The 10,643-nt window shown below is 66.2% G+C and carries 14 protein-coding genes; 6 read left to right on the top strand and 8 right to left on the bottom strand.

Going from position 1 to position 10,643, the window contains the following annotated elements:
• The first annotated feature begins 80 nt into the window (after positions 1-80).
• Both AC07NK_RS03740 and AC07NK_RS03735 read left to right on the top strand, forming a co-directional pair.
• Positions 81-1,511, top strand: coding sequence for a hypothetical protein (locus tag AC07NK_RS03740; protein WP_495169214.1), 1,431 nt, complete (start codon positions 81-83; stop codon positions 1,509-1,511).
• A gap of 85 nt (positions 1,512-1,596) precedes the next feature.
• On the top strand, positions 1,597-2,025 hold the full coding sequence (locus tag AC07NK_RS03735; RefSeq protein ID WP_495169213.1) for a hemerythrin domain-containing protein: 429 nt from the start codon (positions 1,597-1,599) through the stop codon (positions 2,023-2,025).
• Here the strand turns inward: AC07NK_RS03735 and AC07NK_RS03730 are convergent.
• From AC07NK_RS03730 to plsY, 3 genes are read right to left on the bottom strand one after another with little or no spacing between them, the layout of a single operon-like run.
• Positions 2,022-2,477 carry a GFA family protein gene (locus tag AC07NK_RS03730; RefSeq protein ID WP_495169212.1) on the bottom strand — a complete coding sequence of 152 codons (456 nt, stop codon included), beginning with the start codon at positions 2,475-2,477 and terminating at the stop codon, positions 2,022-2,024. The genes AC07NK_RS03735 and AC07NK_RS03730 overlap by 4 nt on opposite strands.
• The gene (gene dprA, locus AC07NK_RS03725; protein WP_495169211.1) at positions 2,474-3,559 is read right to left on the bottom strand and encodes a DNA-processing protein DprA; all 1,086 of its coding nucleotides are present in this window, start codon (positions 3,557-3,559) and stop codon (positions 2,474-2,476) included. The genes AC07NK_RS03730 and dprA overlap by 4 nt, the downstream gene beginning before the upstream one ends.
• On the bottom strand, positions 3,552-4,157 hold the full coding sequence (plsY, locus tag AC07NK_RS03720; RefSeq protein ID WP_495169628.1) for a glycerol-3-phosphate 1-O-acyltransferase PlsY: 606 nt from the start codon (positions 4,155-4,157) through the stop codon (positions 3,552-3,554). The genes dprA and plsY overlap by 8 nt, the downstream gene beginning before the upstream one ends.
• A 78-nt stretch (positions 4,158-4,235) precedes the next feature.
• On the opposite strand from plsY, the gene murI reads away from it, so the two are divergent.
• Positions 4,236-5,033, top strand: a complete 798-nt coding sequence (gene murI / locus AC07NK_RS03715; protein ID WP_495169210.1) for a glutamate racemase — start codon at positions 4,236-4,238, stop codon at positions 5,031-5,033.
• Positions 5,034-5,060: 27 nt separating this feature from the next.
• Here the strand turns inward: murI and AC07NK_RS03710 are convergent, their stop codons facing one another.
• Entirely contained in the window at positions 5,061-5,228 is a 168-nt protein-coding gene (locus tag AC07NK_RS03710) for a hypothetical protein (protein ID WP_495169209.1), read from the bottom strand.
• Between the two features lie 217 nt (positions 5,229-5,445).
• Between AC07NK_RS03710 and hemA the strand changes: the two genes are divergently transcribed.
• Entirely contained in the window at positions 5,446-6,687 is a 1,242-nt protein-coding gene (gene hemA / locus AC07NK_RS03705; protein WP_495169208.1) for a 5-aminolevulinate synthase, read from the top strand.
• A 75-nt stretch (positions 6,688-6,762) separates the two neighbouring features.
• Complete coding sequence (locus tag AC07NK_RS03700) at positions 6,763-7,032, top strand: hypothetical protein (protein WP_495169207.1); 270 nt, start codon at positions 6,763-6,765, stop codon at positions 7,030-7,032.
• A 3-nt stretch (positions 7,033-7,035) separates the two neighbouring features.
• Here AC07NK_RS03700 and AC07NK_RS03695 read toward each other — a convergent pair whose 3' ends face one another.
• The gene (locus tag AC07NK_RS03695; protein ID WP_495169206.1) at positions 7,036-7,371 is read right to left on the bottom strand and encodes an antibiotic biosynthesis monooxygenase family protein; all 336 of its coding nucleotides are present in this window, start codon (positions 7,369-7,371) and stop codon (positions 7,036-7,038) included.
• 99 nt (positions 7,372-7,470) lie between these two features.
• Here AC07NK_RS03695 and AC07NK_RS03690 point away from each other — a divergent pair, with 99 nt between their 5' ends.
• Positions 7,471-8,022 (top strand): PepSY domain-containing protein, encoded by a 552-nt coding sequence (locus AC07NK_RS03690; RefSeq protein WP_495169205.1) that lies wholly within the window; start codon positions 7,471-7,473, stop codon positions 8,020-8,022.
• 2 nt (positions 8,023-8,024) lie between these two features.
• On the opposite strand, the gene AC07NK_RS03685 is transcribed toward AC07NK_RS03690, so the two are convergent.
• The 3 genes from AC07NK_RS03685 to AC07NK_RS03675 are packed head-to-tail and all read right to left on the bottom strand — an operon-like array spanning position 8,025 to position 10,626.
• Complete coding sequence (locus tag AC07NK_RS03685; protein ID WP_495169204.1) at positions 8,025-9,233, bottom strand: hypothetical protein; 1,209 nt, start codon at positions 9,231-9,233, stop codon at positions 8,025-8,027.
• On the bottom strand, positions 9,233-9,973 hold the full coding sequence (locus tag AC07NK_RS03680; RefSeq protein ID WP_495169203.1) for a phosphatase PAP2 family protein: 741 nt from the start codon (positions 9,971-9,973) through the stop codon (positions 9,233-9,235). The genes AC07NK_RS03685 and AC07NK_RS03680 overlap by 1 nt, the downstream gene beginning before the upstream one ends.
• Entirely contained in the window at positions 9,970-10,626 is a 657-nt protein-coding gene (locus AC07NK_RS03675; protein WP_495169202.1) for a DUF6445 family protein, read from the bottom strand. Before AC07NK_RS03675 ends, AC07NK_RS03680 begins: the two co-directional genes overlap by 4 nt.
• Between the last annotated feature and the right edge of the window lie 17 nt (positions 10,627-10,643).

Raw genomic sequence — 10,643 nt, 5'->3', positions numbered from 1 at the left:
TACGCGCGAGGATGGTGAGGTGCGGCGGGCGGCGTCAAGCCGCTTGCTTGGGTATCATGCCCATGCCATCGCCGCTGTACATGGATCATTCCCGCCAACCGGGAGGCGCGGCGCGCATTCCTCTTGCCGATCGCGGCATCCTGATCCCACTCGGGCTGGCGGCGATCCTGTACCTGATCCTGATCACCGATATCGGCTTCCTGCTGCCGCCAAGCGTGGCCGGGCGCGACTTCATCCTGAACAGCATGCTCGATCATCTGCTCCGCGGCCGCATGGACGTGGATCCGACGATCGTCGGGCAGGAAGGATTTACGCGTGACGGACGGGTCTATGCCTATTGGGGCGTGCTCCCGGCGTTGCTCCGCCTGCCCTTTGCCTGGTTTCCCGGCTGGCAGCAGATCAACTTCACGCCTTGGTATTGCGCCGCGGCAGTCACGCTGGGCCTGTGGGCCAAGCTCTGGACCGTACGGCTCATCGCTGCCGACTATCCCGCGCTTCCCCGTTGGCTGATCCGCACCGTGATCGTGGCGTTTGTCCTGTCGGGCGCGCAGATCGCATTCCTGCGCTCCAGCATCTATCAGGAAGTGTGCTTCTGGGCGGCGGCCTTTGCCGCGCTGTTCGTCGCGGGAGCGGTGCACGGCGTGCTGCGCGGCTTCACGCGGACGGTGCTGACCGTGATGGCGCTCGCCTGCGCTGCTGCCCTGCTCACGCGCGTATCCGTCGCGGTGGGGTTGTTCGCCGCGTTCGGGATGCTTGCGCTGCTGCATCTGTGGCGATCCCGCCGCGACCTCGCCGGCTATGCGCGCAACCACGCGCCCGCTGCCGCCATCCTGCTCGTCGCCATCATCGCAACCGCGCTGATCAATCAGGCCCGTTGGGGCGATCCGCTCACCTTCGCCAATTATAGCCTCTACAACTTCAACATCACCTATCCGGACAGGCTCGACCGCACGGTGCGCTATGGCCTCTTCAACATCGAACGCCTGCCGTTCGGCCTCGTCTATTATTTCCTGCCCTTCTGGGCGGTGACCGGTGCCGATGGGCAATTGCTGCTATCGGGCATGCGCGACCGGCTGATCGACGCGGTGGAGCTGCCGCCGAGCAGCTTCTTCCTGACCGATCCGTTGCTGCTGACGCTGGCCGGATTGGGGGTTGCAATGCTTGCCACGCAGCGCGCGCGCCAATGGCCGTTTCGTACTCAAGCCACGCTCCTTCTGCTGGGCCTCACCGCGGCGCCATTGCTCATGCTGACCGCGATCAGCATGAACTTCCGCTATCGCATGGACTTCTACGCGCTGATCGAGTTCGCCGCCTTTCTCGGCCTGATCGCGCTGGCGGGCACGCAGTGGATCCACACGGCGCGGGCACGGCGCTGGCTGATCGGGGCGACCGTGACCGGCATTCTCGGCTCGCTCGTCACGATGCTGCTGTACAAGCTCGGCGATTTCGGCCCGGCCCAGCTCCTGCTGCGCAACGGCCTGATCGAATATTATGCGAAGCTATTGAGCTGACCGGAGGCGGATACAGCGGACTTGTCCGGCTTCTTAACCCAGTTCGGTTATCCGATGGTTGGATTCCATCGTTAGGCGAGTCGGAATGCTGTCGTTCGAGGATCTCATGCACGACCACAGCGCCATCTTTGCGGCGGTGCGGGTGATCGTGCAGGAGATCGAAGGCGACGCCGGCCCCGCGACACTCGCAGCAAGCCTCACCCATCTCGATACGCTGCTCACCCCGCATCTCGCGATCGAGGACGGGGAAATCTATCCGCTGCTGCTCGCCGGCGGCGATTCCGGACAACGAATCATGGCGGAAGAAGCGATCAACGCCTTCGCGTCGGTCGCCACCGACTGGAACGCCTTCGTCGCGACATGGGATCAATCCGCGATCGCCACCGACCGCACGGGCTTCGTGACCGGCCTGCAGACGCTGCTGGATACGCTTCAGCGGCGCGTGAAGGCAGAGAACGAGATTCTCTATCCGATGGCGCTGCGCGCCGCGCATATTCGCCTGCGGGCGGCCTAGTCGTCCGCCTGTCTTGCGCGCCGTCCCGTGAGGCGACGCCACACGACACGCGGCACCCATTCCAGCGCCATCGACAGGCTGCTGCGCTTCAAGGTCGACTCCGCGAAACGATAGAAAGCGGGCTTGTGGTCGTGAAAGATCTCATGCGTCAGAGTCAGGCCTTCGCCGTCGAACAAGCCGGCCGCGATGGCGAGTTCCGGCCCGATTTCAGGGCGATGAAAGATGTGGCTGCCGCAACCGTTGCAATAGCCACGTTGGGCATAGGCGGACGAACTGTAGACCATGAGCGTGTCACCGCGAATGACCGCTTCCGGCGCCTGAATCGCCATCCATGGCCCGCTGCACCAGCGACGGCATGTTTGACAATGGCATGTTCCGACGCCTGTTCTGTCGGCAGGAATCGTCACCGTGATCCTGCCGCAGAGGCACCGCCCCTCCCGAACCGCCTTCATACAAGACTCACCCGCCCGCCCGCGTGCCGTTCGAGCCGCCCGGCCAGCTCCAGCTCAAGCAGCACGAGCTGAACCGCGGCGGCGGGCACATTCGCCTGGCGGATCAATTCGTCGACCGGCACGGGAACCGGTCCCAGCAGCCCTTCGATCCGGCGCCGCTCAGCGCCGTCCGGCTCGCCCCCCGGCTCGCTCTCGAAACCGCTGGCGGGCGAGCGGACCACGCGCGGGTCGATGGGGCGGATCGCCTCCAATATGTCCTCGACGCTCTGCACCAGTGTTGCGCCCTCGCGGATCAGCAGGTTGCAGCCCTGCGCGCGCGGGTCGAGCGGCGAGCCGGGCACCGCCATCACCTCACGCCCGGCATCCGCCGCAATCCGCGCGGTGATCAGCGACCCGGACCGCGGCGCGGCCTCGACCACCACCGTGCCCTGTGCCACCCCGGCGATGATCCGGTTGCGCGAAGGGAAGTTGCGCGCCAGCGGTTCGGTGCCCGGAGGTTGTTCGGCGAGTAGCAGGCCTTCGAGCGCGATCCGTTCCTGCAGGTCGCGATTTTCGGGCGGAAAGACAATGTCGATCCCGCTCGCGATCACGCCGACGGTGCCGCCCGCGATCGACCCGTGATGCGCCGCCGTGTCGATCCCGCGCGCCAGGCCCGAAACGACGGTGACGCCCGCCTCTGCCAATCCCAGCGCCAATTGCCGTGCAAACCGGCACGCGGCGGCCGAAGCGTTGCGTGCCCCGACCATCGCCACACAGGGCCTGCCGGCGAGTCCGATATCGCCGCGAACGATCAGCGCGGGCGGCGCGGTCTCCATCTCGGCGAGCAGCGACGGATAGTCGGCATCCCCCAGAAACAAATGTCGCGCGCCGAGTTTTGCGACGACCGCCATCTCACGCCGCGCAACCCCGACATCGGCGATCACCGGCGCTGCACCGCCGCCGCGCATCGCCAGCATGGGCAGCGCGTCGAGCGCCGCCGCGGCGCTGCCGAAGCGGGAGATGAGCTGGCGGTAGGTAACGGGGCCGATGCGCGGCGAGCGGATCAGCCGGAGGCGGGCGAGATCAGCCTCGCCTTCACCCATTCTTTCGGCCGATACGCGGCTCGGTTCCCGCGAGCAGCCGCCCGATATTCTCACGATGCTTCCACAGCACCACCAGCGCGAGAGCAAGCAGCAGCGGCACGATATCGAACCGGCCGAACCACGCCGCGCTGACCGGTGCGCTGACCGCCGCGAGCACCCCCGCGACCGAAGAAATGCGCACCCCCGCCAACAGCCCTAGCCACACCGCGGCGTACACCAGCCCCGAGGGCCAATGCAGCGCGAGGACAATGCCCATCAGCGTGGCGACGCCCTTGCCGCCCCTGAACTTGAGCCACACCGGATAGCAATGGCCGAAGAATGCCCCCGCCGCGGCGACCACGCCATTGCCGGGCCATAGCGCCTCCGCGATCCACACTGCGGCCGCGCCCTTGAGCAGGTCGAGCAACAGCGTCGCCGCCGCCAGCCCCTTGCGTCCGGTGCGCAGCACGTTGGTAGCACCGATATTGCCCGAGCCGATCGTACGCAGATCACCCGCGCCCGCAGCGCGCGTCAGCAGCACACCGAACGGAATCGAGCCGAGCAGATAGCCCAGCAGCAGCGCCAATGTCGGCGTTCCCCAGAGAATTTCGGTCGTCAGCACGCGTCCCCTTGCTTGCGTTCAAGCTAAGTCCTTCGATAAGCGGGCGCAACAATCTCGAACAGGCGAATGCGCGATATGGCCGATTCCCGGCCCCTCCTCTTCTTCGATTCGGGCGTCGGCGGTCTCTCGGTGCTTGCGCCTGCCCGCGCGCTGCTACCCCACGCACCCTTAGTCTATGCCGCCGACAGCGCCGGCTTTCCCTATGGGACAAAGAGCGAGGAGGAGATCGCCGCGCGCGTGCCGGCGTTGCTGGGGCGACTCGCCGAACGCTACCGGCCGCGGCTGATCGTGATCGCGTGCAATACCGCCTCGACGATCGCGCTCGCGCATGTCCGCGCGGCGCTCGACATCCCGATCGTCGGCACCGTTCCTGCGATCAAGCCCGCAGCGGAACGCTCGAAGACCCGGGTGATCGGCGTGCTGGGCACGGAAGCAACGGTGCGCCAGCCCTATGTCGACGATCTTGCCGCGCGGTTCGCAGCGGACTGCACCGTGATCCGCCACGGCAGCGCCGAGCTGGTAAGGCTGGCTGAAGCGAAGCTGCATGGCGGAGTTCCCGATCCTGCCCGTTTCCGCGCGGTGCTCAGGGGGCTGTTCGAGCAGCCCGACGGCGATCGGATCGACGTGATCGTCAACGCCTGTACGCATTTCCCTCTGGTCGAGGCCGAGCTTGCCGCTGCCGCGCCGCATCCGGTTGCCTTTGTCGATGGGGGCCCCGGCATCGCCCGGCGCGTCGCACACCTGACCGACGGGCAGGATTGGCCGGATGCGCAGCTTCCTGGCCTGACCGTGTTCACCCGCCTTGACGATTCCGCGCGCGCGCTTGCTCCGGCGCTCGCAGCCTATGGACTCGAACGGCTCGAAGCGCTTTGAACGCTCGCCGAACCGGCATTGAGCAGGTCAGGCGACCTTGGGCGCAGCCGGCGGCGCCATTGCCCGCACCCGCTCGGCATAGCGCTCGGCCAGATCGAGGTGCGCGCGGCGTGCGGTCTGGTCCTGCGCGCGCTCGGCACAATTGCGCTCGTCGGCCTCGCGCTGCCTGAAATAGACGTAGTCGTTACGTTCCATGTCCGTCTCCCCGATCCAAGCGGGAGTGCGATGGCTCTCAACCGCAGAAATGCTCGGAGTCCCGGTTCCGCGGTGGTATCCTTATAGCATGAAGCGGCCCCTGAGTCGCTGCCGAGGACAGGATGCAGGCGATTCGAATGCGTCGATCACGCTTATCGAAACAATCCCTTTCTACTGCGCTGGCGTTCGGCGAACGAAACCGTTATCGGGGCCGGCCATGAGCACCGACACGACTCCGCGCGCCGTGGATTACTCGCGCGTCTTCACCCAGGCGATCGACCGGCTGCATGCCGAGGGCCGCTATCGGGTGTTTATCGACATCCTGCGCAACAAGGGCATGTTCCCCAATGCGCGGTGCTTCCACGGGCATAACGGGCCGAAGCCAATCACCGTGTGGTGCTCCAACGACTATCTCGCCATGGGTCAGCACCCCAAGGTGATCGCGGCGATGGAGGAAGCGCTCCACGACGTCGGCGCTGGCTCGGGCGGCACGCGCAACATCGGCGGCAACACCCATTACCATGTCGATCTGGAAGGCGAGCTGGCCGATCTGCACGGCAAGCAGGGCGCGCTGCTGTTCACCAGCGGCTATGTCTCGAACGAGGCGACGCTCTCGACGCTCGCCAAGGTGCTGCCCGGCTGCATCATCTATTCGGACGAGCTCAACCACGCATCGATGATTGCGGGCATTCGCAATTCGGGCTGCGAGAAGCGCGTGTGGCGGCACAACGACCTGGCACATCTCGAGGAATTGCTGGCGGCAGACGAACCCACGGCGCCCAAGCTGATCGCGTTTGAGAGCGTCTATTCGATGGACGGGGACGTCGCGCCGATCCACGCGATTTGTGACCTAGCCGACAAGTACAATGCCCTCACCTATCTCGATGAGGTTCATGCGGTCGGCATGTACGGCGCGCGCGGTGGCGGCGTTTCCGAACGCGACGACGCAGCCTCGCGGCTGACGATCATCGAAGGCACGCTGGGCAAGGCGTTCGGCGTGATGGGCGGCTATATTGCCGCGGACCAGACGATTATCGATGTGATCCGCAGCTATGCGCCCGGGTTCATCTTCACCACCTCGCTCTCGCCGGTGCTGGTTGCAGGCGCGCTGGCGTCGGTGCGGCACCTCAAACAGTCGAGCGAGGAGCGCGACGGGCAGCAAGCGGCAGCGGCGCGGCTCAAGGCAATGATGGCCGAGGCCGGGTTGCCGGTGATGGATACCACCACGCACATTGTGCCGCTGATGGTCGGCGATCCGGTCAAGGCCAAGCGGATCAGCGATATCCTCCTTGCCGAGTACGGCGTCTATGTTCAGCCGATCAACTATCCGACCGTGCCGCGCGGCACCGAACGGCTGCGCTTCACCCCCGGTCCGGCGCATGACGAGGCGATGATGCGCGAGCTGACCAAGGCGCTCGCCGAGATCTGGGAACGTCTGGAACTGCGCGCAGCCGCCTGAGCGCTGCGGTGGGCGGGGGAACCCCTTCCCCGCCCGTTCATTGTTGCCTCTTGTACCAACAGGAGGCGCAATCGCATGAAATCCATTCTGAAAACGGCAATGGCCAGTGCCGGTCTGATCGCGCTGGCCGCGTGCGGCGGCGGTGCCGACGACAAGGCAGCGGACAATGTCGAAGCAGCGGCCGAGAATCAGGCCGATGCCCTTGAAGATCTCGCCGACAATACGAGCAACTTGACGCTCGCGGAATCGCTTGAGGCGCAGGCCGACAATGTCGAGGATGCCGGCGAGGCCAAAGCCGACGCGATCGACCAGGCCGACGACGCGCGGCTGGAGAACAAGCGCTGAGCGCTATCCGGCGCGGTCGAGCAGGTTGTCGGTGACCTCCATCAGCAGCAAGGGTTCGCGGGCGGTATCGGCGATGGCATCGACGAAGGCCGCCCGCGTGTCGGGATCGTCATAGACCATTCGTGCATCGAACGCGGCCTGCCAGGTCGCGCGATCGGGCCATTCGGCGACCCCGATGAAGCGGGTGAGACCGTCAGCGTCGACCGTCGCGTCGCGGTGCAGGCGTGAGCCGAACGAGCCGTATCGTTCCTGAATGTGCCGGGTTCCGCGGCGCCAGGCGGCGCGGAACTGGTCTTCCTTGCCCGGATGCACCTTCCACCAATAGGCCGCGACGAACATGTCCGTCTCCTTCATCCATCAAGCGCTCAAACGTGACGAAGGTTGCGCAGAGCGCGTGTCGCGCGCAGGATAGACACCGGTTACCTAGGGAGAGTTCCGATGCGCCGCGCCACCCCTGCCCTGATTCTTCTTGTCACGCTGGCGGCCTGCTCGCCCGCCGCGGACACCGGCAATGACGGGGCCGCCGACAATGGCACGCTCGCCGCGGGACCCGAGACCACGATCAGCAATGTCGCCACGAACGGCTTGCCCGAAGGGCTTGCCGCGCTGGTCGAGGCGACCGTGCCCGGAATGACGATCGTCGAAGCGGAGCGGAAGGAGCGCGAGGGGCGTATCTATTATGACGTCGAAGGCACGAAGCCAGACGGCAGCGAAGTCGAGATCGACGTGCTGGCGGGCGCCAACGGCAAGCTGACCGCAGTGGAAGTGCAGCGCGACATCGACTGGGCCACCGCCCCCCAACCCGTTCGCGCCGCAGCCGCCGCAAAGAAGGACGCCTTCACCCCTGAACGTGTGATCGAGAGCCGTCAGGTTGAAGGCGGCGAAACCATCTATGAGCTGTTCGCGCCGGGCAAACCCAAAGAGCCTGCGATGGAAGTGCGCTGGCAGAGCGGCACCGCCGAGGTGCTGGGCGAGCGCTGGGCGCACTGACGCTACCCCGCGTCCCCACTGCGCGGCCCGCCCATCACCAGCGATGACCATAACGGGGGTCCATCGAGGATGATCGAGCGGATGATATCCTCGGCGATCGTGAAATGCTCGTCCGGCGGAATCGGATCGCCCTTCGCCTGTGCTTTAGTCAGCTCTTCCGAGAAGCCATTATGCGCGATCTTGCTGCGGTTATTGTAGATCGCGCCGAGCGTGCGATGGAGTCGCTGGCGCCGCGCCGGCGTATCACCCAGCAACCACGCGCCGCGGGTGCGGAAATGGTTGCTCAGCTGGCTGGTGATCTCCTCCCCCTTATTCTCAGCGTTGAGCAGGACCATTTCCAGCGCGATCCCGAGATCGAGTGCCTTTTCCTGCGCGTCGAAGCGCGCCTTGGCGATCCCGAGCCGGGTCAGCGATCGCTCGACCCGGTCGCGCCATTGTCCGGGCAATGCCAGCAACCCATCGAGCAGGCGCTTCAGCAGATCGGCGTCGAACGTTTCGATATCGAGCACACGCCGCGGCCACAGGTCGCCGATCGGGCTCACTGACCCTCTGGCGCCGAAGATGCCGGGGGGAAATTCCGCCAGCGGGTAATCCGCTTGCAGCGCGGGCTGCGCGAACAGGCCGGGCAACGCGTTGATCAGCCGCGCATAGAGCTCGAGCTTATACTGCGCCCAGATATTGTGATCCGGATCGGCGAGTTTGGGCACTGGCACCCGCGACACGAGCGCGGCGGTGGGAAGCGCCATCTCGTGACCCGCCAGAGCAGCGCGCAGCGCATATTTGGCGCGGTCGGTGCTCTCGGGGGCCGACGCAACCGGAACCAGTCTGGTGTCGTCATCAATCCGGAACACGGCCGCCGGCCTGATCCCGAACAGCCAGAGCACTTCGTCGGTCTGGATGAAATCCGCGGCGAGATAGGCGTCGAACGCAGCATCCGCCGCCGCGGGCGAATGTTCGTTCGCATATTTGATCCACCATGCGGCGGCCAGACGCTCGTCGAACATGCCATAGGCGCGGCGGCAAAAGGCGATCTGCTTTCCGTCCACCGAAGCAAAGCCCGGCCGCGCCCGCAATCGCGCGCGGACTTCGTTGCCTTGTTCGCCCGAAGCCGCGTCGAGATAGGGGCGGATCGCCCCCGGGTCGTGCATACCAAGGAGCGCATAGCCCTCTGCCGGCTGAACGATCGGGATGCCGAACGCCCCCAACCTCATCACCGCGCGCCTTCTGCCACGCGCGTCCGGAGCCAGCTGCCTGCCGCCCACCAGGCGAGCGCCCAGAGCGCGCCGAAGCTCCACCCGGCGAGGACGTCGCTGGGCCAGTGCACGCCAAGATAGACGCGGCTGGTCCCGATCGCGGTGACGAGCAGCAGCGTCGCGCCGAACAGGAACCAGCGCGCGGCGCGGTGCGGGATCACCTGAATGCTCACCAGCGCGATCGTCAGATAGATGATCGCGCTGTTGGCGGCATGGCCGCTGGGGAAACTCGCCGACGACACCTCGACCAGATGATCGACCAGTGCGGGACGCTCGCGTCCCACCAGAGTCTTGGCAAGCGCGACCGCGATCGAGCCGGTGACGGTGCCCGCAAGAACAAGCGCAGCGGCGAGCAGATGGCGGCTGGCGGCAAGGAATCCAATGGTGAGGATGACGGCGAGGGTCAGCACCGTCTCGCCCCCCAATGCCGTCACATCGATCATCACCTGCCTGAGCCAGACCGGCCCGGCGGGAAGCGCGGGATTCGCGTCCTGCCGCATCGCCAGCATGATCGCACTGTCGAACGCGAAACGATCGCCGCGCGCGATGGTGCGGCCAAGGATCGTGAGGACGAACACGGCCCCGGCAAGCGCGGCCATGGCGATGAACACGAACGGCGGATGGCGCACATCGGGCGCGGACTGGTCGGGCGTGACCGGCGCATCGGCGATCGCAGCGAGGGGGTGCGGGCCGGTCATGCGGGGGCGAAGAACATGAGGTACACCAGCCGGCCATCGTCCAGCCCCGCGCCGAAGCCCGCGGCGCTGTTGTGGAACATCCACGGGCTGAACAGGATCAGCCGGTTGAAGCGCATCGGCGCGGTGAAGCTCTTCTCCCACGCCGCGGGCTTACGCGTGTCGCGGTTGATCACGTCCGCCACCAGCGCGTCCCCCGTCGGATAGCCCGCCGCGACCACATCATCGAGCGTGGCAGGAACCCGTTCCAGCCCGGTGCGGCGGTGACGGTAGAAATCGGTGCCACCGCGGCAATGTTCGGGCAGGCTGAGATAGAGGATGCCCGAGAAGGCGGCCGGATCACAATGCACGCCACTCGCGCCGCGATCGTTGCGCAGCGTAAGGCGACAATGACCGTGGAGCGTCCCCGCGGCGCCGGTCAGCGCCCTTCCAGCCACGCGCGACACCGCATCGTCGAGACCGGGGATCGGCAATGCCCTTTCGGAGGTGACGCCCGGAAAATTCGCACCAGCATCCTTGGTCGCGGCATCGTAACCGAGCGCGAGTGCCTGCCGCCGCATCTCAAGCGGGTTTCCGAGGAAATCGTCGATTATCGCGAAGGATGGCGTCATACGGACATCGGGCGGGAAGCGGCGGACATACGCCGGGTCTGACAAAGGCGAGGGCCAGCGGC

The sequence above is a fragment of the Sphingomonas sp. GW821-FHT09B04 genome (genome assembly GCF_059418285.1).
The sequence above is the reverse complement of the archived record's forward strand: the minus strand, read 5'-3'. Positions and strand labels throughout refer to the sequence as shown.

What these genes read in the sequence shown, in the direction of transcription:
- AC07NK_RS03695 (WP_495169206.1), bottom strand. Translation starts at nt 7,371, where the DNA reads ATGTTCGTCGCGGCCTATTGGTGGAAGGTGCATCCGGGCAAGGAAGAC.
- AC07NK_RS03680 (WP_495169203.1), bottom strand. Translation starts at nt 9,973, where the DNA reads ATGACCGGCCCGCACCCCCTCGCTGCGATCGCCGATGCGCCGGTCACG.
- AC07NK_RS03700 (WP_495169207.1), top strand. Translation starts at nt 6,763, where the DNA reads ATGAAATCCATTCTGAAAACGGCAATGGCCAGTGCCGGTCTGATCGCG.
- murI (WP_495169210.1), top strand. Translation starts at nt 4,236, where the DNA reads ATGGCCGATTCCCGGCCCCTCCTCTTCTTCGATTCGGGCGTCGGCGGT.
- AC07NK_RS03730 (WP_495169212.1), bottom strand. Translation starts at nt 2,477, where the DNA reads ATGAAGGCGGTTCGGGAGGGGCGGTGCCTCTGCGGCAGGATCACGGTG.
- hemA (WP_495169208.1), top strand. Translation starts at nt 5,446, where the DNA reads ATGAGCACCGACACGACTCCGCGCGCCGTGGATTACTCGCGCGTCTTC.
- AC07NK_RS03735 (WP_495169213.1), top strand. Translation starts at nt 1,597, where the DNA reads ATGCTGTCGTTCGAGGATCTCATGCACGACCACAGCGCCATCTTTGCG.
- AC07NK_RS03710 (WP_495169209.1), bottom strand. Translation starts at nt 5,228, where the DNA reads ATGGAACGTAACGACTACGTCTATTTCAGGCAGCGCGAGGCCGACGAG.
- AC07NK_RS03740 (WP_495169214.1), top strand. Translation starts at nt 81, where the DNA reads ATGGATCATTCCCGCCAACCGGGAGGCGCGGCGCGCATTCCTCTTGCC.
- dprA (WP_495169211.1), bottom strand. Translation starts at nt 3,559, where the DNA reads ATGGGTGAAGGCGAGGCTGATCTCGCCCGCCTCCGGCTGATCCGCTCG.
- AC07NK_RS03690 (WP_495169205.1), top strand. Translation starts at nt 7,471, where the DNA reads ATGCGCCGCGCCACCCCTGCCCTGATTCTTCTTGTCACGCTGGCGGCC.
- AC07NK_RS03685 (WP_495169204.1), bottom strand. Translation starts at nt 9,233, where the DNA reads ATGAGGTTGGGGGCGTTCGGCATCCCGATCGTTCAGCCGGCAGAGGGC.